17 protein-coding genes are annotated in these 21,966 nt (G+C 70.9%); 12 read left to right on the top strand and 5 right to left on the bottom strand.

Annotated features, from left to right (window positions below; all coding sequences use genetic code 11):
• Positions 1–51 precede the first annotated feature (51 nt).
• Together I8N67_RS10925 and I8N67_RS10920 are read right to left on the bottom strand one after the other, a co-directional pair.
• Positions 52–3,015 (bottom strand): tetratricopeptide repeat protein, encoded by a 2,964-nt coding sequence (locus tag I8N67_RS10925; protein WP_200302582.1) that lies wholly within the window; start codon positions 3,013–3,015, stop codon positions 52–54.
• Positions 3,012–4,922: an HSP90 family protein gene (locus I8N67_RS10920; RefSeq protein WP_200302580.1), complete on the bottom strand. Its 1,911-nt coding sequence runs from the start codon at positions 4,920–4,922 to the stop codon at positions 3,012–3,014. Before I8N67_RS10920 ends, I8N67_RS10925 begins: the two co-directional genes overlap by 4 nt.
• A gap of 191 nt (positions 4,923–5,113) precedes the next feature.
• Between I8N67_RS10920 and recG the strand changes: the two genes are divergently transcribed.
• The 8 genes from recG to mutM all read left to right on the top strand — a co-directional run bounded on the left by recG (position 5,114) and on the right by mutM (position 12,677).
• The gene (gene recG, locus I8N67_RS10915; protein ID WP_200302578.1) at positions 5,114–7,321 is read left to right on the top strand and encodes an ATP-dependent DNA helicase RecG; all 2,208 of its coding nucleotides are present in this window, start codon (positions 5,114–5,116) and stop codon (positions 7,319–7,321) included.
• A 150-nt stretch (positions 7,322–7,471) separates the two neighbouring features.
• Positions 7,472–8,059, top strand: a complete 588-nt coding sequence (gene rsmD, locus I8N67_RS10910) for a 16S rRNA (guanine(966)-N(2))-methyltransferase RsmD (RefSeq protein WP_200302576.1) — start codon at positions 7,472–7,474, stop codon at positions 8,057–8,059.
• Positions 8,060–8,085: 26 nt separating this feature from the next.
• Entirely contained in the window at positions 8,086–8,565 is a 480-nt protein-coding gene (gene coaD / locus I8N67_RS10905) for a pantetheine-phosphate adenylyltransferase (RefSeq protein ID WP_200302696.1), read from the top strand.
• A gap of 100 nt (positions 8,566–8,665) precedes the next feature.
• Entirely contained in the window at positions 8,666–9,760 is a 1,095-nt protein-coding gene (locus I8N67_RS10900) for an ATP synthase subunit B family protein (protein WP_200302694.1), read from the top strand.
• 157 nt (positions 9,761–9,917) lie between these two features.
• Complete coding sequence (locus tag I8N67_RS10895; protein WP_200302574.1) at positions 9,918–10,562, top strand: YceD family protein; 645 nt, start codon at positions 9,918–9,920, stop codon at positions 10,560–10,562.
• 2 nt (positions 10,563–10,564) lie between these two features.
• Complete coding sequence (gene rpmF / locus I8N67_RS10890; RefSeq protein WP_086771257.1) at positions 10,565–10,738, top strand: 50S ribosomal protein L32; 174 nt, start codon at positions 10,565–10,567, stop codon at positions 10,736–10,738.
• A 7-nt stretch (positions 10,739–10,745) separates the two neighbouring features.
• Positions 10,746–11,597, top strand: coding sequence for a ribonuclease III (gene rnc, locus I8N67_RS10885; RefSeq protein WP_200302572.1), 852 nt, complete (start codon positions 10,746–10,748; stop codon positions 11,595–11,597).
• Between the two features lie 219 nt (positions 11,598–11,816).
• Positions 11,817–12,677 carry a bifunctional DNA-formamidopyrimidine glycosylase/DNA-(apurinic or apyrimidinic site) lyase gene (mutM, locus tag I8N67_RS10880; protein WP_200302570.1) on the top strand — a complete coding sequence of 287 codons (861 nt, stop codon included), beginning with the start codon at positions 11,817–11,819 and terminating at the stop codon, positions 12,675–12,677.
• On the opposite strand, the gene I8N67_RS10875 is transcribed toward mutM, so the two are convergent.
• A complete protein-coding gene (locus tag I8N67_RS10875) occupies positions 12,650–13,090 on the bottom strand; it encodes a winged helix-turn-helix transcriptional regulator (RefSeq protein ID WP_234045464.1) in 441 nt (146 codons plus the stop codon). The two genes, mutM and I8N67_RS10875, sit on opposite strands and share 28 nt — an antisense overlap.
• A 103-nt stretch (positions 13,091–13,193) precedes the next feature.
• Entirely contained in the window at positions 13,194–14,159 is a 966-nt protein-coding gene (locus I8N67_RS10870; RefSeq protein WP_200302690.1) for a CAP domain-containing protein, read from the bottom strand.
• A 202-nt stretch (positions 14,160–14,361) separates the two neighbouring features.
• On the opposite strand from I8N67_RS10870, the gene I8N67_RS10865 reads away from it, so the two are divergent.
• The 4 genes from I8N67_RS10865 to I8N67_RS10850 all read left to right on the top strand — a co-directional run bounded on the left by I8N67_RS10865 (position 14,362) and on the right by I8N67_RS10850 (position 20,676).
• Positions 14,362–14,643, top strand: coding sequence for an acylphosphatase (locus I8N67_RS10865; RefSeq protein WP_200302568.1), 282 nt, complete (start codon positions 14,362–14,364; stop codon positions 14,641–14,643).
• A gap of 400 nt (positions 14,644–15,043) precedes the next feature.
• Positions 15,044–15,244 carry a hypothetical protein gene (locus I8N67_RS10860; protein ID WP_152171913.1) on the top strand — a complete coding sequence of 67 codons (201 nt, stop codon included), beginning with the start codon at positions 15,044–15,046 and terminating at the stop codon, positions 15,242–15,244.
• Between the two features lie 231 nt (positions 15,245–15,475).
• Positions 15,476–19,087 (top strand): chromosome segregation protein SMC, encoded by a 3,612-nt coding sequence (gene smc / locus I8N67_RS10855; RefSeq protein ID WP_200302566.1) that lies wholly within the window; start codon positions 15,476–15,478, stop codon positions 19,085–19,087.
• Between the two features lie 170 nt (positions 19,088–19,257).
• Positions 19,258–20,676, top strand: coding sequence for a sugar porter family MFS transporter (locus I8N67_RS10850; protein ID WP_200302563.1), 1,419 nt, complete (start codon positions 19,258–19,260; stop codon positions 20,674–20,676).
• 200 nt (positions 20,677–20,876) lie between these two features.
• Here I8N67_RS10850 and I8N67_RS10845 read toward each other — a convergent pair whose 3' ends face one another.
• Positions 20,877–21,848, bottom strand: a complete 972-nt coding sequence (locus I8N67_RS10845) for an LLM class flavin-dependent oxidoreductase (RefSeq protein ID WP_200302562.1) — start codon at positions 21,846–21,848, stop codon at positions 20,877–20,879.
• Positions 21,849–21,966: the final 118 nt, after the last annotated feature.

The following is a 21,966-nucleotide window of genomic DNA, read 5'->3' as shown; positions in this document are numbered from 1 at the left end:
GGATGGGACGGGTAGGGGCGGCGGGGGGCGAAAACCCTGGGGCACCCCCGCTCAGCCCTCTCCCATCACTCCCAACATCCTCTCCGCCTCCACCCGCCGAGCCACAGCAACCTCGTCGTCCCGGAGGGCCACCGCGGACAACACCTCCCGAGCCCGCCCCACCGCCTCAGCGCCCCGCCGGAGATCGGCCTCCAGCCACCCCGCCGCAAGCTCCGCGCCCGTACGGGCGTCGACGAAGTCACCCCCGAGGGACGCGTACACCGAGACCGCGCGCTCGACAAGAGCGAGCGCCTCCTCGAACACTCCACGAAACGCCGGGAGTTTCGTGTCGGCGTCGGCGTCGGCGGCGGCGTCGGTGTCCACCGACCGAGCGAGCAGATCCCCGAACTGCCGGTACGTGTCGCCCAGCTCCGCGACGACGCGCCGCCGGTTCTCCTCACCGCTCACGTCGGAGAGCGCGGCCTCACACCCGACCACCGCGTCGTCCATCAGCTCCCGCGCCCCGTCGAGATCCGAGCGCTCCTGCGCCGCGTACCAGGCCCGCGCCCGCAACGCCCGCACATACCCGTGCACGTTCCCGAGCTCACCCCAGAGGTCGACCGCGCGCGCGTACGCCCGATCGGCATCGGCGGGCAGCCCGGCCCGGGCGAGCCCCTCGGCGGCGAGATGCGCGAGCATGGCGTGGTCGCGCTGCTCGGGCCAGTGCCGGGCGATGTCGGCGGCCCGCAGCCACCGTTCGGCGGCCTCACGGTGCTCACCCAGCTCGGTGTGGCAGTCGCCGAGCCACCACAGGGTCTGGGCGACGGCCCCGTCACCGTGCGTCTCGGCCGTGAGGTCCGGCAACGCGGACTCCAGTATCTCGGCGGCTTCCGCCCACCGCCCCTGCCGCAGCAGGAGCCCGCCGAGGAGATGCCGGGCCCAGGCGCCGAGGGTCGGGCCCTCGCCCGCCTCGTCGGCCCAGTGCGCCGCCTCCAGGGCGTGCTCCGCGGCCGGTTCGGCCCGCTCGGTGGCGCCGAGCAGCTCGGCCAGCTGGAGGTGCAGCTGGGCGTGGCCCACCGGCTCCAGATCCGTCCCGCCGTGCTCCAGCGCCGCACGGGCGGCCCGTTCGGCCGTCGCCAGGTCCCCGAGGTGCTGCGCGACCCCGGCGAGCCGCGCCTCGTACTGCACCGCGAACCACGGCAGCCCGGCCGTCACATACCGCTCCGCGGCCTCCGCGAACAGCTCGGCGGCGGCCGCTGCGTCCCCGCCGTGCGCGGCCAGCTCCCCGAGCATCGCCCGCGCCTCGGCGGCCCGCGAGGCCAGCTGTACGTCCTTCGCGCGACGCGGCTCAGCGCACGCACAGAATGCAGCCAGCTCCCGTATGGCGGCCTCGGCGAGGCCCGCCGAGGCGGCGTCCTCCGTCTCGTGCAGCCGCTGCACGAGAATCCGTGCCCGCCCCACCAGCACGGACGCCGTCTGCCGTGCGCCGGTCCCGCCGGCGGCCCAGAGGGCGAGGATCTGCTCGTACGGCTCGGAGATCAGCTCCAGGGCCTCCTCGGGCCGGCCCGTCAGGGCGTGGACGTTCGCCCCGCGCGCGCGTGCCGCCAGCGCCTCGCCCGGGTCGCCGGCCTCCTCGTACAGCTCGGCCGCGCGTTCGAAGCGGGTGCGGCCCTCAGGACCGAGGCCGATCGCCTCGTGGTCGACGATCTCCGCGTGGTCCCCGGCAGCCAGCTCCGCACCCCCGGCTTCGGCGGCACGCGCCACCGCGGCCCAGGCCCCGACCGAGTCGGGGTGCAGGGAGCCGGAGAGCCGGCGCGCCTCGGCGAGGAGGGCGGGCAGGTCGTCCGGGGCCGGGTCCGCCTCGGACCCCGTCCGCTCCACGGCGGCGGGCCGCCGCGGCGCCGGCACCGGCACGACGGTTCGCGCAGCGCGAACCCCCAGCGGCAGGCGGTCCAGCAGCGGCGGCTGGTCCATCCGCTGCCGGGCGCTCGTGCCGACGTACGCCGTGCCGTTGCGCTCGTCGAAGAGCGCGGCCAGCGAAAGGGCCTCCTCGCGCGCGTGGGAGGCCAGTTCGCGAGCGGTCCAGGTACGGCCCGTGGGACCGGGGGCAGTTTGATTTCCGAACCCGAGCGTCGTGAGACGGCCCATGAGCAGGGCCACCACGCTCATGAAGTCCAGCTTGCTGCGCGGGTCCCCGGAGTCCGTGAAGTACGCCGGACGCTCGGCCAGCAGCTCCAGGCCGCGCGCCTCGTTGCCGGTCAGGGCACAGAACTCCACATGGTCCGCGTACGCGCCCCGCATGCTCTCCATGGCCCGCACCAGCCGGAAACCGCGCAGATGGTGCGCACGGGCCTCGTCGGGGCGCCCCAGCCGCAGCAGCGGCACCAGGGAGGACGCCAGCACGGTGTGGGGCTCGTGGGCGCACGTGTACTCGCCCTCCAGGACCGGCGTCCACAGCTCCAGCGCCTCGGTGTCCCGGAGCTGCCGTGCCCGCCACCAGCCCTGGCCGTGCAGCTCGCACGCGAGGCAGTCGGCCATCGTGTCCCGGTCGGCCGCGAGCCAGGCCCCGTACGCCCGCTCGGCCCGCACCAGATCCCCGACGTGGGTGGCCACGCTGAACTCGGCGCTGCGCACGGCCCGTTCCGAGTGTCCGGCGAGCCGGTAGCGGTGCTCCATCTCGCCGAGCCACTTCTCGACGGAGGCGAGCGGGATGTGCGGCTGGTTCAGCATGCCGGCCGACATCCACTTGAACACCCAGTGCAGGGAGTGGATCTCGTACTCGTCGAAGTTCTCGGGGTGTTCGTCCCACATGCGCAGCAGGCGCGCGAAGGGGACGAACATCTTGTCCTTCTCGGAGCTGTAGTTGTAGACCTTCAGCTGATGCCCGAGCGCCTCGATCACGGCGAGCGGGATGTCCAGCTTCTCGGCCTCCGCGAGCAGCCGCTCCGCGCGCGCGTTGCGGGCGGGACCCTCCGGCTGCTCGTAGTTCTCCGCCATGGCCCGGCGCAGCTCGTCGAAGTCGATGACATGGCTCATCCGCGACCACCCTCCCCGGAACCGGAACCGGGTCCGGACGCGGAGCCGGGTCCGGACGCGGGCCCGGACCCGGGCTCGGTGTGTGTGGCCCACTCCAGCAGGCCGATGAAAGCGCGGTTCAGCAGCGCCGAGTCCGCGGGCCTCAGCGGCCGCTGGGCCATCAGCAGGGCCTGCCCGTAGAGCGACTCGGTGGCCGTGCCGATCAGCTCGCGGTCGGTCAGGGAACTGATCCGCCGGATCAACGGGTTGAGATGGTTGAGCACCAGCCGCGCGCGCGGGGCACTGCCCCGCAGGGAGCCGAGGATGCCCGCCCACAGGTCGTCGGCCTGCTCCTCGGCCTCCGCACGCGCCTGCTCGTGCCGGGCGGACCGGTCGTCCAGATGCAGCGCCGGCACGGACAGCGGGTGAAAGGCCCGCAGGACGACATCGCACCCCAGGGAGTCGAGTCTGGCCCGCGCGGCCGACAGGAAGCCCGCGAGCGCCAGCTCCTCGTCCGGGTCCAGCGAGTCCAGGTGCGCGGTCACCGTGTCGGCGTCCAGCTCCGCGACCACCGTCCCCGGGCGCACCGACGGCAGCGCCTCGACCAGCTCGCTGTCGTACGTGTAACCGCCGTTGACCACCCCGACGCCCTGCGCGGAGGCGATCGCCGCGACCTGGCGGTACTCCTCTACCGTCCGCGTGAAGTGCACCACCGGGTGCCGCTGCGCGAACTCCTCCAGGGACAGCCGTCCGTCGGTCGTCTCGAAGGGGAGCCACGGCAGCATCGTGCGCAGCATCTCCTTGTCGTGCCGCGCCAGCGACTTCACCCCCAGGTGGTGCACCGACAGGAAGGCCGCCAGCCGCTCCGGATCACCGGCGGCGAGCCCGGTGAGCCAGCCGCGGATCCGTTCGCCCAGCGCCTCCCGTACGGCCGCCAGGGTCTCGTCCTCGTACAGCGACTCGCGCGACGCCGTGGGCCGCAGACTGTCCGTGTCCAGCACGCACCGCACGAAGAACGCCCAGTCCGGCAGCAGTTGTTCGGCCCGCTCGGTGAGCAGCATGCCCTTCAGATGCACCCGGTGGCTCGCCCGCTGGGCCGGACTGACGGCCGACGGCAGGACGTACGCCACGCCCCGAATCCCGGCCAGCGGCACATCCAGCTCGATCGAGTCCAGCGGAGTGAACCCGAACAGGTCGTGACAGTGCCGGGCCAGCGCCACCCGACGGGTGGCGGGGGAGGGATACGCCCGGTCCCAGGGCGCCGGCAGATCGGTGACCGCCTCGTCGCCCACCCGGACGTCGTACGGCAGCAGCGCCCCGAAGTCCCGCGCCAGGGACAGCACCCGCTCGGCGCCGAGCCAGTCGGCGGCGCCGGGCCGCGCGACCAGATGCACGGTCGTGCCCGGCTCGGGGCGCGCCTCGTCGGGCAGCGTCCGCACGGTGTACGAGCCGTCGTCGGCCGCCGTCCACTCCACGGGCGGCGCGTCCGGCGTACGGGCGCTGCGGCTGACCACGCGGATGCGCTCGGCGACCACGAAACAGGCCAGCAGCCCGATGCCGAACTGCCCCAGGAAGTCCGAGCGGACCTCCTGGATCCCGTCGTCGCGCTTGGAACTGCGACCGATCGTGGCGAGCAGATTGTGCACGTCCGCCTCGGTGAGCCCGATACCGGAGTCCTCCACCCGCAGCGCGCCGCCCTCGGCGAACAGCCGCACCCGGGCGGGCGCGTCCGGCTGCTCGGCACGTCGCGCGGTGATCGCGTCCACGGCGTTCTGCAGCAGCTCGCGCAGGTAGACCTTCGGACTGGAATACAGGTGGTGCGAGAGCAGATCCACCAGGCCACGCAGATCGACCTGGAACGTATGAGGTGACTGGGGTGACTGAGGAGTCTGGGATGCCTGGGATGACTGTGAGGTCATTGAATCCATCGTCGCAGCGCCGGTGGGGTGGGTTTCTGGCGACGGCGGCGGGGTCGGGCGGTCCCGCGAGACGGTGACCGCGGACGGGATGGGGTACGGGCCTGTCACAGGCCCGGGAGTGCGCCATCCTAGGCGCGAACGACCCGTCTGACCAGCGGATTTCACGTACGTATACGGGAATGTCAGTGCCGTGGTGTGCAATGGATCTCGTGCCCGCGCTCGAAGAACCGCTCAAGAACACGCTCGGCGCCGCCACCGCGAAGGTGATGGCCGAGCACCTCGGCCTGCACACCGTCGGTGACCTGCTGCACCACTATCCCCGCAGATACGAGGAGCGCGGCCAGCTCACCCACCTCGCCGACCTGCCCATGGACGAGCACGTCACGGTGGTCGCCCAGGTCGCCGACGCCCGCCTGCACAGCTTCGCCTCCGCCAAGGCACCCCGGGGCAAGGGCCAGCGCCTCGAAGTGACCATCACGGACGGCAGCGGCCGCCTCCAGCTCGTCTTCTTCGGCGCGGGCGTCCACAAACCCCACAAGGACCTCCTCCCCGGCACCCGCGCCCTCTTCGCCGGCAAGGTCTCCGTCTTCAACCGCCGCCTCCAACTCGCCCACCCGGCCTACGAACTCCTGCGCGGCGACGACGTCACGGAGACCGTCGACACCTGGGCCGGCGCCCTCATCCCGATCTACCCGGCCACCGCCAAGCTGGAGTCCTGGAAGATCGCCAAGGCGGTCCAGACGGCCCTCCCCAGCGCCCAGGAGGCCGTGGACCCGCTCCCCGAGTCATTGCGCGAGGGCAGGGGCCTGGTCTCCCTCCCCGAAGCCCTCCTGAAGATCCACCGCCCGCACACCAAGGGGGACATCGAAGGCGCCCGCGACCGCCTCAAGTGGGACGAGGCCTTCGTCCTCCAGGTAGCCCTCGCCCGCCGCCGCCACGCCGACGCCCAACTCCCGGCCGTCCCCCGCAGACCCACCCCCGACGGCCTCCTCACCGCCTTCGACGCCCGCCTCCCCTTCACCCTCACCGACGGCCAGCTGAAGGTCACCAAGGAGATCTTCGACGACCTGGCCACCGAGCACCCGATGCACCGGCTGCTCCAGGGAGAGGTCGGCAGCGGGAAAACCATGGTGGCCCTGCGCGCCATGCTCGCCGTCGTCGACGCCGGCGGTCAGGCCGCGATGCTCGCGCCGACCGAGGTGCTCGCCCAGCAGCACCACCGGTCGGTCACCGAGATGATGGGCGAGCTGGCCGAGGGCGGCATGCTGGGCGGCGCCGAGCAGGCCACCAAGGTGGTGCTCCTCACCGGCTCGATGGGCGCCGCGGGCCGCCGCCAGGCGCTGCTCGACCTGGTCACCGGCGAGGCCGGCATCGTCATCGGCACCCACGCGCTGATCGAGGACAAGGTCCAGTTCCACGACCTGGGCCTGGTCGTGGTGGACGAACAGCACCGCTTCGGCGTGGAACAACGCGACGCCCTGCGCGGCAAGGGCAAGCAGCCGCCCCACCTCCTCGTCATGACCGCCACCCCCATCCCGCGCACCGTCGCCATGACCGTCTTCGGCGACCTGGAGACCTCGGTCCTGGACCAACTCCCCGCCGGCCGTTCCCCGATCGCCAGCCATGTCGTCCCCGCCGCCGACAAGCCCCACTTCCTCGCCCGCACCTGGGAACGCGTCCGCGAGGAGGTCGAGAACGGCCACCAGGCGTACGTCGTCTGCCCTCGCATCGGCGACGAGGAGGACGACCCGAAGAAGACCGGGAAGAAGTCCCCCGAGGACGAGGCCGAGAAGCGCCCGCCCCTCGCCGTCCTCGCCGTCGCCGACCAACTCGCCAAGGGCCCCCTCCAGGGCCTGAAGATCGAGGTCCTGCACGGCCGTATGCACCCCGACGACAAGGACGCGGTCATGCGCCGCTTCGCCGCCGGCGAGACCCACGTCCTGGTCGCCACCACGGTCATCGAGGTCGGCGTCAACGTCCCGAACGCCACCGCCATGGTGATCATGGACGCCGACCGCTTCGGCGTCTCCCAGCTCCACCAGCTCCGCGGCCGCGTGGGCCGAGGCTCCGCCCCCGGCCTCTGCCTCCTGGTCACCGACATGCCCGAGGCCGCCGCGGCCCGCCAGCGCCTCAACGCCGTGGCCTCCACCCTCGACGGCTTCGAACTCTCCCGCATCGACCTCGAACAACGCCGCGAGGGCGACGTCCTCGGCCAGGCCCAGTCCGGCGCCCGCACCAGCCTCCGGATGCTGGCGGTCATCGACGACGAGGAGATCATCGAGGAGGCCAGGGAGGAAGCGGCCGCGGTAGTGGCCGACGACCCGGACCTGGAACACCTGCCGGGCCTGCGCACAGCCCTGGACGCCCTTCTGGACGAGGAGAGAGAGCAGTACTTGGACAAGGGGTAGGGACGCCGCCGCGGCTTTTGCTTTTTTTGGGGGGGCAGGGAACTGCGCGAGCAACCCGCACCCACCTGCGGCCGCCCACCAGGCAGAAGCACCCCCCACCTCCGGCTGCCAAACTGGATCCGTGACCACGCCCTCGAACAAGGACCCCAGATGACCCGCGTGATCGCCGGCGCAGCCGGCGGACGACGCCTCTCGGTGCCGCCCGGCACCGGAACCCGGCCCACATCGGACCGCGCACGCGAGGGCCTCTTCTCCACCTGGCACGCCCTCCTCGGCGGCCCCCTGGAAGGCGAACGCGTCCTCGACCTCTACGCCGGCTCCGGCGCCGTAGGCCTGGAGGCACTCTCCCGCGGCGCCGGCCACACCCTCCTCGTGGAAGCCGACGCGCGAGCGACCCGCACGATCCGCGACAACGTCCGATCGCTCGCCCTCCCAGGCGCCGAGGTGAGGTCGGGCAAAGCGGAGCAGATCATCCAGGGCCCGGCACCGGACGAGCCGTACGACCTCGTCTTCCTCGACCCCCCGTACGCCGTCTCGGACGACGATCTTCGGGAGATCCTGCTCACACTCCGTGCGGGGGGCTGGCTCCGGGACGAAGCTCTCGTCACCGTGGAGCGCAGCACCAGAGGCGGCGAATTCCGGTGGCCGACCGGTTTCGAGGCGATCAGGGCCCGTCGCTACGGCGAGGGAACGTTTTGGTACGGTCGCGCCGCCGTTACGTGCGAAGACGCACGATGACCGGACTGGAGAGCGAGGGATTCCAAGTGCGCCGTGCCGTCTGTCCCGGGTCGTTCGACCCCATCACCAACGGGCACCTAGACATCATTGGCCGCGCCTCCAAGCTGTACGACGAGGTCTACGTCGCGGTGATGATCAACAAATCCAAGAGGGGCCTCTTCGAGGTGGAGGAGCGGATCGAGCTGATCCGCGAGGTCACCGCCGAGTACGCGAACGTACGGGTCGAGGCCTTCCACGGACTGCTCGTCGACTTCTGCAAGCAGCGCGACATCCCCGCCATCGTCAAGGGCCTGCGCGCGGTCAGCGACTTCGACTACGAGCTGCAGATGGCCCAGATGAACATCGGTCTCTCCGGCGTGGAGACCCTCTTCGTCCCCACCAACCCTACCTACAGCTTCCTGTCGTCCTCCCTGGTCAAGGAGGTCGCCACCTGGGGCGGCGACGTGGCCCACCTGGTGCCCCCACTCGTCCTCGAAGCGCTGAACGAGCGGCTGAAGCAGGACTGAGTCAGCACTGACGGGACGGGGGTCGTCCGCTGGCCGTACAGTCGACCCGACCGTCTCCAACACAGCTGTAGAGAGTGGCGAACACACGGTGGACCACACGGTGGACGTGCAGAAGAAGCTCGACGAGATCGTCTCGGTGGTCTCCGGCGCCCGGGGCATGCCCATGTCGGCCTCGTGCGTGGTCAACCGCGCCGACCTGCTCTCGCTGCTCGAAGACGTGCGTGCGGCCCTGCCCGGCTCCCTCGCCCAGGCGCAGGAGCTGATCGGCGACCGTGAGCACCTGGTCGAGCGGGCCCGGCTGGAGGCCGAGCGGATCGTCGAGAACGCGCACGCCGAGCGCGGCTCCCTGATCTCCGACACCGAGGTCGCCCGCCGCTCCCAGAACGAGGCCGACCGCATCGTCGGCGAGGCCCGCCAGGAGGCCGAGGCGGTCCGCGCGGAGGCCGACGACTACGTCGACTCCAAGCTCGCCAACTTCGAGGTCGTCCTCACCAAGACCCTCGGCTCGGTCGGCCGCGGCCGCGAGAAGCTGCTCGGCACCGGCCCCGGCCTCGACGGGCAGGGATACGCCGACCCCGAAGAGGACGACGCCCCCGAGCGCAGCCACGACCCCGAGACCCTGCGCCGCGACGCCGACGCCTACGTGGACGCCAAGCTCGGTGCCTTCGAGGCGGTCCTCGCCAAGACCCTGGAGGCCGTCGGCCGCGGCCGCCAGAAACTGCACGGCCGGATCGCCTCCGACGACCTCGGCGCCCTCTCCCTGAACGACGACGGCGCCTCCCCGCAGCTCACCAGCGACGCCGACTACCTGGCTGGCCTCGCGGAAACCCCCGCGCAGCAGTCCCCCGCGGTGCCGGAGCAGCAGTCGTACGGTCAGCAGCAGGACGTGTACCAGACGACGGCGTACCAGCAGGATCCGTACGGCGGCTACCAGCAGCAGTACGCCCAGCCCCAGCAGGCGCCCGACCCCTACGGCTACCAGCAGGCCGACCCGTACGCGGCCGGCTACCCGCAGCAGCCGTCGTACGACCCGAGCCAGGCCCCCCAGGGGCACCAGGATCAGCAAGGGCACCAGGGGCACCAGGGGCACCAGGGGTATGCGCAGCCGCAGGCGAATGCCCTCGACGAGACCAGCCTCTTCGACACCACCATGATCACGGCGGAGCAGCTGCGCCGCTACGAACAGGGCCGCTGACAGCGGATTGGGCCGATGGCGAAAGGTCCAGTATCCTGGCTCTTCGGTCGCGCGTGCGTTCATGCTGTCCGCAAAAGACGCTCCGCGATCGTGGGCTGCCCGGAACACAGGGGCAGCACCCCTCCTCCGAGTTCGTATTCGAAGACCGAAAGTTGAAATGGCTCTGAACGCCCGCCTCGACCACCGCAACCCCCTCGTGTTCGACACACACGAGCTGGGCCGGCGGCCCGGTGCGCAGCAGCGCCTGACGCGTTCGGTCGACGCTCCCAAGGACCTCGGTATCAAGGGGGTCGTCGGAGTGCCGGAAGGCGCCCCGGTGGAGCTCGAAATCCGTCTGGAGTCGGTCATGGAAGGGGTGCTTGTCACAAGCACCGCCCGTGCACTGGCCAAGGGGGAGTGCGTAAGGTGTCTGGAGCCGCTGGAGCTCGATCTCGAAGCGGACTTCCAGGAGTTGTTCTCGTACCCTGACGCCGACGACCGGGGCCGCCCTGTGGCGGAGCCGGCCGACGACGCCGAGGACGACGAGGACAGGCTCTTCATCGAGGACGGTCTGTTCGACCTCGAACCCGTGCTGCGTGATGCGGTCGTGCTCGCACTGCCGATGCAGCCGGTGTGCCGGGACGACTGTCCGGGCCTGTGCTCCGAGTGCGGAGAACGGCTCGCTGACGCCCCGGACCACCACCATGACGCCGTCGACATCCGTTGGGCGGCACTGCAGGGACTCGCCGGTTCACTCGAAGATGGCGAGAAGGACGAGATGAGCGGCGCCGAACCGGGCGTCGACGAGAAGCAGGAGAAGTAGCCGTGGCTGTTCCGAAGCGGAAGATGTCGCGCAGCAACACGCGCCACCGCCGGTCGCAGTGGAAGGCTGCGGTCCCCAACCTGGTGTCGTGCGAGCGCTGCCACGAGCCCAAGCTGCAGCACATCGCGTGCCCGTCTTGTGGCACCTATAACAAGCGCCAGGTCCTCGAGGTCTGAGCGGCTGGTGAGAGGCACTGTGTCCAGCCCCAAGAAGGCGGATGACGCCAAGGCGGAGCTCTCCGCCAAGAAGAAGGCGGCGGAGAACACAGCCTCGTCCCACACGCTTCTGGAAGGGCGGCTCGGCTATCAGCTGGAGTCCGCCCTTCTGGTGCGTGCGCTGACCCACCGTTCGTACGCGTACGAGAACGGCGGTCTGCCGACCAACGAGCGTCTGGAGTTCCTCGGGGACTCCGTGCTCGGCCTCGTGGTCACGGACACGCTGTACCGCACCCACCCCGACCTGCCCGAAGGCCAACTGGCCAAGCTGCGGGCCGCGGTGGTCAACTCTCGTGCGCTGGCGGAGGTGGGCCGCGGGCTCGACCTCGGCTCCTTCATCCGGCTCGGCCGTGGTGAAGAGGGCACAGGTGGCCGGGACAAGGCTTCCATCCTCGCCGACACCCTAGAAGCGGTGATCGGTGCGGTCTATCTCGACCAAGGACTGGAATCGGCGGGGGAGTTGGTGCACCGCCTGTTCGACCCGCTGATCGAGAAGTCCTCGAACCTCGGAGCCGGCCTGGACTGGAAGACCAGTCTCCAGGAGCTCACCGCGACCGAGGGGCTCGGCGTGCCCGAGTACCTGGTCACGGAGACCGGCCCCGACCACGAGAAGACCTTCACCGCTGCCGCCCGCGTCGGAGGCGTCTCGTACGGCACCGGCACCGGCCGCAGCAAGAAGGAAGCGGAGCAGCAGGCGGCGGAGTCCGCCTGGCTGTCCATCCGCGCCGCGGCGGACGAACGAGCCAAGGCAGCGGCCGAAGCCGCCGCCGAGGCCGACGACGACCCCGCCGACACTCCTTCGGACACCGCCCCGGCCTGACCGCCGGACGCCGACGTACCACCCGGACCCGCAAGCCGCCCCGGCGGCCTGCGGGTCCGCTCGCGTCCGGCCCCGTGCTTTTTCCTTTAGGGGCGCGGGGAACCGCGCGACCAGCCCCCACCGGACCCGCACCCGCCAACGAAGCCCCACCCCCCGACCCCTGACGCGAATCGCTACGCTGCGGACGCCACCCACCAACGCGCTCCCCGGAGGACACTCGTGCCCGAACTTCCCGAGGTAGAGGTCGTACGGCGAGGACTGGCGCGGTGGGTGGCCCACCGGACCGTCGCCGACGTCGAGGTACTGCATCCGCGGGCGATCCGGCGGCATCCGGCCGGGCCCGAGGACTTCGCGCACCGGCTCAAGGGGCACCGCATCGGTGAGCCGAGCCGGCGGGGAAAGTATCTGTGGCTGCCGGTGGAGGACACCGGGATCGCCGTGCTGGCCCACCTCGGGATGAGCGGGCAGCTGCTCGTGCAGCCGCAGGACGCGGCCGACGAGAAGCACCTGAGGATCCGGGTCCGTTTCGCGGACGACCTCCGTACCGAACTCCGCTTCGTGGACCAACGCACCTTCGGTGGGCTGTCGCTGCACGACACCACCCCCGACGGCCTGCCGGACGTCATCGCGCACATCGCGCGCGACCCGCTCGACCCGCGGTTCGACGCGGAGGCCTTCCACCAGGCGCTGCGGCGGAAGCGTACGACCATCAAACGGGCCCTGCTCGACCAGTCGTTGATCAGCGGGGTCGGCAACATCTACGCGGACGAGGCGCTTTGGCGCGCACGTGTCCACTACGAGCGCCCGACCGCCGGTTTCACGCGCCCCCGCACCACCGAACTCCTGGGCCATGTACGGGACGTGATGAACGCGGCCCTCGCGGTGGGCGGCACGAGCTTCGACAGCCTGTACGTCAACGTCAACGGGGAGTCGGGGTACTTCGACCGCTCGCTCGACGCGTACGGCCGGGAGGGGCTGCCCTGTCGGCGCTGTGCCACGCCGATGCGGCGGCGGCCGTGGATGAACCGGTCCAGCTACTTCTGCCCGACGTGTCAGCGGGCGCCGCGGGCCTCGTCGTAGTGCTCGCGGGCCCGGAGCACGTCCTCCATGCGGTCCTCCACGCAGGTGATGAGGGACAGCAGGCGCTCGGAGACCTCGCGGCCCAGCGGGGTGAGGGTGTAGTCGACGCGGGGCGGGTTGGTGGGCTGGGCCTCGCGGTGGACCAGGCCGTCGCGCTCCAGGGCGTGCAGGGTCTGGGAGAGCATTTTCTCGCTGACGCCGTCGACGCGTCGGCGCAGCTCGTTGAAGCGGAGCGAGCCCTCGTGCAGCGCGCCCAGCGTGAGCACACCCCAGCGGCCCGTGACGTGCTCCAGGGTGTTCCGGGAGGGACAGTTCCTGGCGAACACATCGAAGGCCAGGTCGTCGAGGTTCACGGCGTCCGCGCCCGCGGCGGCCTGCGCGGGCGTCACTGCGGTCTGCGCGGCTGATTCCATACGTCGAGAATACTCCGGCGCAGCGCTAACCAAAAGGTTGCACTAACTGCTGGTTAGTGCTTGCCGGGGTCGACCGGCAGCAGAGGGCGGCGCGGGTGACGGTCTAGTAGCCGAAGTCCTGCGTCCACCAGGGGCCGCCGGCGCCCAGGTGGACACCGACGCCGAGGGTCTTGAAGTCGCAGTTCAGGATGTTCGCCTTGTGGCCGGGGCTGTTCATCCAGGCTTCCATGACCGCCTCGGCGGTGGCCTGGCCGCGGGCGATGTTCTCGCCGCCGAGACCGGTGATCCCGAGGGCGGCCGCGCGGTCCCACGGGTCCTCGCCGTCGGGGTTGGTGTGGTCGAAGAAGTCGCGCAGGGCCATGTCCTCGCTGAAGGTCTCGGCCAGCTTGGCCAGATCGCTGCTGGCCGCCACCGGGCTGCAGCCCGCCTTGGCCCGCTCCTCGTTGACCAGCTGGAGCACCGCGGCCTCGGCCTGCGTCTCGGAGGAGACCTCCACCGGGGCGGTGGTCTTCTTCTCCTTCTCCTTGGTGGGCTCGGCGGCCGGCTTCTTGGGCTTCTTGGCCTCGGAGCCCTTGCCCGCCTCTTCGGAGGGCTTCTTGGACGGCGTGGTCGACTGGGAGGGGCTGGACGACGGCGAGGCCTCGCGCTCGGTGTCCCGGCTGGTGGACTCGTCCTCGCGCTCCTGCGCGGCGCCGTCCGTGCCGCCCTGCTGGGTCGCCCCACTCGTCGGCGAGCCGGCCGGCAGCACCGTCTCGGCGCTGTTACCCCCGCTGACCGTGTACTTGTCGCCGCCCGGCAGCACCCCGGTGGCCATCGCGACGGTGCCGAGGGCGACGGCGGCGGAGACACCGAGCAGACCGGTCTTCACAGGCGTCGCGGTCCTCTTCTTGCGACGGCGGGAATTGCCGCCGCGTGACGCGGCCTGGGCGTCCGCCTCCAGGACCGCGGCGAACCCGTACAGGTTCTCCGGGCCGTAGTGCGGCTCCTCGGAAGCGAAGCCCGTGTCCGTGACCCCGGTGGCGCGGCCACTGGCGGCGCGGCCGGCGGCGGAGCGTCGGTGGCGTCCCATGTCCTGGCCTTCCTCGTCCTTGCGGTGTCCTGCGGTCAACGTTGGGAACGATGTTGGGGGTGTCGTCAACGTTGTGATCGTCGCCTTCACGAACCTCACACGAACGAGTGAGTTTCATATGAGATTCATTGGGTCGGGACGGTACAGCATGGCGCCAGGGGAGGGAGAGGCCCGAGAGACATTGGCCCGTTAGCGTGCAGTCATGAGCGAGGATGTACGGCTGGTCGCCTGGGTGCGTGGACGGGTGCAAGGTGTGGGTTTCCGCTGGTTCACGCGGGCCAGGGCGCTGGAGGTCGGCGGGCTGAGTGGTTTTGCTCTCAATTTGGCCGACGGACGGGTGCAGGTGGTCGCCGAGGGCTCCCGCGAAGCGTGCCAAGGGCTCCTCGACTGGCTCCTGAGCGACGACACGCCCGGGCGCGTGGACGGTGTCACCGAGATCTGGGACACACCACGACGGGGCTACGAGGGCTTCGCCATTCGCTGAGCCCACGTTGTGCGGCGGGTCGGGCGAGAGCGGAGGGGCACGCCACCGGCATATGCCAGATGCATGCACAAAGTAGAAATGTGCAGGTGATTGCCAAGACGGGTTTGTCGTGGCAGGCTCCGATAACAGGATGATCCCGTCGCTCCATGGGCGCGGAGAGGCCCAGGAAAGGCCGCAGCGTCGCCCGCTCAGGGCCGCGCGGCACCGGGACGCCTGCCAGTGCGGGGCGTGATCGTGTTGACCGTCAAACTTTTTGGTGAGACGCTGAAAGCCCCGCGCACCTTAGCTGTTTGGCATGGATGAACGGCAGCTTAAACTCAACAGTGCCAAGCACCGCGGGTGCGATTCCCTCACGACCCACCCGCTTCGGTCGGTCACTCAGTGTGGAGGACCATCCATCATGGCAAAGGCGCTTCTCGGTTACGTCGGCGGCTCCGACCCGCGACTCCTCGCCGAGATGCGACGGCTCCAGCAGCGCGTCCAAGACCTGGAATCCGAGCTCGGAAGGATCCAGGCGGAGAACGACGCGCTGACGGCTGCCGCTTCTCACGACTCGCTCATGGAGCTCGACGCACACCAGGCGGAGCCTGCGCTCACCTGATCACTGCATCGCAACAACACCGTACTAAACGACAGCAGTGGTTGGGCCGGCCTGTATCAACCGCTAAGTTGTCAGATCTGCAAGGGACGCCTTTCTTAGGCGTCCCTTCTTTCTTTCCCCCGCGCTTCCGTGCCGCCTCACCCTCTTCAACGTCTGATGTGCCCTGCACGTTCATGTGCGAAACCGCGCGTTCATGGAGTGAGACAAGGCCGGAAGGTAGAGTCCGGCGGCGTGCACCTCAAGGCCCTGACCCTCCGCGGGTTCAAGTCGTTCGCCTCGGCGACCACGCTCCGGTTCGAACCGGGTATCACGTGTGTCGTCGGACCGAACGGCTCGGGCAAGTCCAACGTCGTGGACGCGCTCAGCTGGGTCATGGGCGAGCAGGGTGCGAAATCGCTGCGCGGCGGAAAGATGGAGGACGTCATCTTCGCCGGCACCACCGGGCGCCCCCCGCTCGGTCGCGCCGAGGTGTCCCTGACCATCGACAACTCCGACGGGGCCCTTCCCATCGAGTACTCCGAGGTCACCATCACGCGGATCATGTTCCGCAACGGCGGCAGCGAGTATCAGATCAACGGCGACACCTGCCGTCTTCTCGACATCCAGGATCTGCTCTCCGACTCCGGTATCGGCCGCGAGATGCACGTCATCGTCGGCCAGGGCCAGCTCGACTCCGTCCTGCACGCCGACCCCATGGGCCGCCGCGCCTTCATCGAGGAGGCCGCGGGCGTCCTCAAGCACCGCAAGCGCAAGGAGAAGGCGCTCCGGAAACTGGACGCCATGCAGGTCAACCTGGCCCGCGTCCAGGACCTCACCGACGAACTCCGCCGTCAGCTCAAGCCCCTGGGCCGGCAGGCCGCCGTCGCCCGCCGGGCCGCCGTCATCCAGGCCGACCTCCGCGACGCCCGCCTCCGCCTCCTCGCCGACGATCTCGTACGACTCCAGGCGGCGCTCCGGACGGAGGTCGCCGACGAAGCCGCGCTCAAGCAGCGCAAGGAGGCCGCCGAGGCCGAGCTGAGGAAGGCGCTCCAGCGGGAGGCGCTCCTGGAGGACGAGGTACGACGGCTCACCCCGCGTCTGCAGCGGGCCCAGGAGACCTGGTACGAGCTGTCCCAGCTCGCCGAGCGGGTGCGGGGTACGATCTCGCTGGCCGACGCCCGGGTCAAGAGCGTCACCTCCACACCCCCCGAGGAGCGGCGCGGACGCGACCCCGAGGACATGGAGCGGGAGGCCGCCCGCGTCCGTGAGCAGGAGGCCGAGCTGGAAGCGGCCCTGGAGGCGGCCGAGCGCGCGCTGGAGGACACGGTCGAGCACCGGGCCGAGCTGGAGCGCGAACTGACGATCGAGGAACGCCGGCTGAAGGACGTCGCCCGTTCCATCGCCGACCGCCGCGAGAGCCTCGCCCGGCTGGGCGGCCAGGTCAACGCCGCCCGCTCCCGCGCGGCCTCCGCCCAGGCCGAGATCGACCGCCTCGCCGCCGCCCGCGACGGGGCGCGGGAACGTGCCGTCACCGCCCAGGAGGAGTACGAGGCGCTCAAGGCCGAGGTCGACGGCCTCGACGCCGACGACAGCGAACTGGCCGGTCAGCACGACGCCGCCAAGCGCGCCCTGGCCGAGGCCGAGGCCGCCCACGCCGCCGCCCGCGAGGCCACCACCACCGCCGAACGCCGCCGCGCCGCCACCCAGGCCCGCCACGAGACCCTCGCCCTGGGCCTGCGCCGCAAGGACGGCACCGGCGCACTGCTCGGCGCGAAGGACCGCCTCGGCGGACTGCTCGGCCCGGCCGCCGAACTGCTGACGGTCACCCCGGGCCACGAGGTCGCCCTCGCGGCTGCCTTCGGTGCGGCGGCCGACGCGATCGCCGTGACCACCCCGGCCTCCGCCGCGGAGGCCATCCGACTACTGCGCAAGCAGGACGCGGGCCGGGCCGCGCTGCTGCTGGCGGGGGCGCCCGAGGATGCTCCGCAAGAGGGCGCGGGTAACCGCGCGACCAGCCACGACGAACCCGCGGAGGAAAGAAGGCCCCTCCCGCCACCCCCGGCCGGGCACTTCGCCACCGACCTCGTCCGTGGCCCCGCCGACCTCATGCCTGCCGTACGCCGCCTACTCCACCGCATCGTCGTGGTGGACACCCTCGAAGACGCCGAGGACCTCGTCTACGGGCGCCCCGATCTCACCGCCGTCACCGCCGAAGGCGATCTGCTCGGGGCGCACTTCGCGCACGGCGGTTCGGCGGCGGCGCCGAGCCTGCTGGAGGTGCAGGCGTCCGTCGACGAGGCGGCGGCCGAGCTGGAAGAACTGGCCGTACGGTGCGAGGAGCTGGCCGAGGCCCAGCAGAGCGCCGTCGAACTGCGCCGGGGCCGGGCCGGGCTCGTGGAGGAGCTGGGCGAGCGGCGCCGGGCTGCCGAGCGGGAGAAGTCCGCTGTCGCCCAGCAGCTCGGGCGGCTGGCCGGGCAGGCGCGGGGTGCAGCCGGGGAGGCCGAGCGGTCCACCGCCGCGGCCGCACGGGCGCAGGAGGCGCTCGACAACGCCGTACAGGAGGCCGAGGAGCTGGCCGAGCGGCTCGCGGTGGCTGAGGAGATGCCCGTCGAGGAGGAGCCCGACACCTCCGTACGGGATCGGCTCGCGGCGGACGGGGCCAATGCGCGGCAGACCGAGATGGAGGCCCGGCTCCAGGTGCGGACGCACGAGGAGCGGGTCAAGGGGCTCGCGGGGCGTGCCGATTCGCTCGACCGGGCCGCGCGCGCGGAGCGCGAGGCGCGGGCGCGGGCCGAACAGCGCAGGGCGCGGCTGCGGCACGAGGCGGCCGTGGCCGAGGCCGTCGCGTCCGGTGCCCGGCAGCTGCTCGCCCATGTCGAGGTCTCCCTCGCCCGCGCGGACGAGGAGCGCACCGCCGCCGACGCCGCGAAGGCGCGCCGGGAGCAGGAGCTCGGGCAGGCCCGCGCCGAGGGGCGCGACCTCAAGGGCGAGCTGGACAAGCTCACCGACTTCGTGCACCGGGGCGAGGTGCTCGGCGCCGAGAAGCGGATGCGGATCGAGCAGCTGGAGACGAAGGCGCTGGAGGAGCTGGGCGTCGAACCGGCGGGGCTGATCGCGGAGTACGGGCCCGACCAGCTCGTACCGCCGTCGCTGCCGGCGGAGGGGGAGGAGCTGCCGGAGGACCCCGAGCACCCCCGCAACCAGCCGAAGACGTTCCACCGCGCCGAGCAGGAGAAGCGGCTCAAGGCGGCCGAGCGGGCGTATCAGCAGCTCGGCAAGGTCAATCCGCTGGCGCTCGAGGAGTTCGCGGCGCTGGAGGAACGGCACAAGTTCCTCAGCGAGCAGCTGGAGGATCTGAAGAAGACCCGCGCCGATCTGCTTCAGGTGGTGAAGGAGGTCGACGAGCGCGTCGAGCAGGTCTTCACCGAGGCGTTCCTGGACACCGCGAGGCAGTTCGAGGGCGTCTTCAGCCGGCTCTTCCCGGGCGGTGAGGGGCGGCTGATCCTGACCGACCCCGACAACATGCTCACCACGGGCGTCGATGTGGAGGCCCGGCCGCCGGGCAAGAAGGTGAAGCGGCTGTCGCTGCTCTCGGGCGGGGAGCGGTCGCTGACCGCCGTCGCCATGCTCGTGTCGATCTTCAAGGCGCGGCCCAGTCCGTTCTATGTGATGGACGAGGTCGAGGCGGCGCTGGACGACACCAACCTGCAGCGGTTGATCCGGATCATGCAGGAGCTGCAGGAGGCGTCGCAGCTGATCGTGATCACCCACCAGAAGCGGACGATGGAGGTCGCCGACGCGCTGTACGGCGTGTCCATGCAGGGGGACGGTGTGTCGAAGGTGATCAGTCAGCGGCTTCGCTGACCGCTCGACCGTGTCCCTGAGCTGCCGCCGTTTCTGTTTCTTCAAGAAATGAACGTATTCCCATCACTCCCTCTCTCAAATGGGCACGTAGGGGCCGTCTTTGGCTTCGAAACTTGAAGGCATAGTCTCGGCAACGTTGCTTTTACCTTCAGGTGGTCCGAGGAGGGCACGTGACCGGCGCAGCGCAGACGCCCACGGTGGGGGTGTGGAGAGGTCGACCCGATCACCTCTCGCACGTGATCTTCATCGCGGCGGCGGCCGCGATGGGCGGTTTCCTCTTCGGCTACGACAGTGCCGTGATTAACGGGGCCGTCGAAGCCGTCCGGGACCGGTACGACATCGGCTCCACGGCCCTGGCGCAGGTCATCGCCGTCGCGCTGATCGGCTGTGCCGTCGGCGCCGCCACCGCGGGTCGAATAGCCGACCGGATCGGCCGTATCCGGTGCATGCAGATCGCGGCCGTGCTCTTCACGATCAGCGCCGTCGGCTCCGCGCTGCCCTTCGCGCTGTACGACCTCGCCTTCTGGCGGATCGTCGGCGGCTTCGCCATCGGCATGGCGTCCGTCATCGGCCCCGCCTACATCGCCGAGGTCGCCCCGGCCGCGTACCGGGGACGGCTCGGCTCGTTCCAGCAGGCCGCGATCGTCGTCGGCATCGCCATCTCCCAGCTGGTCAACTGGGGCATCCTGAACGCCGCCGGTGGTGACCAGCGCGGTGAACTGCTCGGCCTGGAGGCCTGGCAGGTCATGCTCGGCGTCATGGTCGTCCCGGCCGTCCTCTACGGCCTGTTCTCCTTCGTCATCCCCGAGTCGCCGCGCTTCCTGATCTCCGTCGGCAAGGACGAGCGCGCCCGGCAGGTGCTCGCCGAGGTCGAGGGCGAGGACGTGGACCTGGACGCCCGTGTCGCCGAGATCGAGCGGGCGATGAACAGCGAGCACAAGTCGACCTTCAAGGACCTGCTCGGCGGCAGCTTCCTCTTCAAGCCGATCGTCTGGATCGGCATCGGCCTGTCGGTGTTCCAGCAGTTCGTCGGCATCAACGTCGCGTTCTACTACTCCTCGACCCTGTGGCAGTCGGTCGGCGTCGACCCGACGGACTCGTTCTTCTACTCCTTCACGACGTCGATCATCAACATCGTCGGCACCGTCATCGCGATGATCTTCGTGGACCGCGTCGGCCGCAAGCCACTGGCCCTCATCGGCTCCGTGGGCATGGTCCTCGGCCTCGCCCTGGAGGCCTGGGCCTTCTCCTTCGACCTCGTCGACGGCAAGCTGCCCGCAACCCAGGGCTGGGTCGCCCTGATCGCCGCCCACCTCTTCGTCCTCTTCTTCGCGCTCTCCTGGGGCGTGGTCGTCTGGGTCATGCTCGGCGAGATGTTCCCCAACCGGGTCCGCGCCGCCGCGCTGGGCGTGGCCGCCTCCGCGCAGTGGATCGCCAACTGGGCCATCACCGCGAGCTTCCCGTCCCTGGCCGACTGGAACCTCTCCGCGACCTACGTGATCTACACGGTCTTCGCCGCGCTCTCCATCCCCTTCGTCCTCAGGTTCGTGCAGGAGACGAAGGGCAAGGCGCTGGAGGAGATGGGCTAGGGCCGGCCTGTCGGCCTCGCGCCTCCCCGAGTCCGAGGAGAAGGGCCAGGTCCCCGCCGCCCTTCTCCTCGTCCCCTCTGAGCCGAGGTGTTGCAACGATCGCTAGAACTCAGACAGTCGGCCGGACGTGAGGGTCAGCCGGATGCGACGGTCGGCCGCGCGTGAGCGTCGGAGGCGATGGCCGTTGCCGGACGTGACGCTCAGCCGTCGAGCCGCGGCTGCACCCGCTCGGTGAACAGGCGGAGCCCGCGCCACCCCTCCTCGACCGGCATCCCGCCGGCCAGCGGATGCACTACGTAGTTGTCCAGGCCCAGCGCCACGCACTCGTCCGGCGTGACGATCCGGTACACGCCCTCCGCACGCAGCTCCGCCACCGTCGCCGCCCCCGACCGCACGGCCGACCGAATGCCGGCCGACTGCCAGGAGGCGTACGTCCGCGCCTCGTGCAGGAAATGCCCGCCGTACTCGGCCCACGCCCGGTCCGGATCCTCCGCGACGTGCAGCAACGGCGTCTCGGCCGCGGGCATCATCGTCCAGCCCTCGGTGCCGTACTCGACCAGCCGCTCCTTGTAGTACGCCTCCAGCTCCGGCAGATGCGCGCTCGGGAAGAAGGGGAGCCCGAGGCGGGCCGCCCGACGGGCCGCGGCCTTCGACGAGCCGCCGACCAGCAGCAACGGATGCGGCTCGGTGCCAGGGCGCGGGGTGACCCGGACCGTGCGCCCCCGGTAGGCGAACGGCTCGCCCGTCCACGCCTGGAGCAGCGTCTCCAGCAGCTCGTCCTGGAGCCGCCCCCGCCCCTTCCAGTCCACGTCGAACTGGGCGTACTCCTGCGGCCGGTACCCGATCCCGGCGACAGTCACCAGCCGCCCGCCGCTCACCAGATCCAGTACGGCGATGTCCTCGGCCAGCCGCAGCGGATCGTGCAGCGGGCCGATCACCGCCGACACCGTGACCGCGATCCGCCGCGTCGCCCCGAACACCGCCCCCGCGAAGACGAACGGCGACGGCAGCCAGTTGTTCTCGACCCCGTGGTGCTCCTCCGTCTGCACGGTGCTGATGCCCTGCTCATCGGCGTACGCGGCCATCTCGACGGCGGCCCGGTAGCGGGCCCCGAGCGAGGCGGGGGTGGCACGGGGCTCGACCAGGTTGAAGCGGACGACCGTGACGGGCATGGGAGACCCCCTTCTCGCGGCTGTGGAGGGGACGTTAGCTGACGGTCCGTCAGGTATCCAGAGGTGTGGAAGGGCCGTGCGACCCCGTACGGCGATCGAACGCGGCGCGGGGCAGTCC

Origin of the sequence: Streptomyces adelaidensis (assembly GCF_016598475.1) — a bacterium.
Taxonomy (GTDB): Bacteria; Actinomycetota; Actinomycetes; order Streptomycetales; family Streptomycetaceae; genus Streptomyces; species Streptomyces adelaidensis.
Note: the sequence above shows the minus strand (reverse complement) of the source record. Positions and strands in the feature narration are given on the sequence as shown.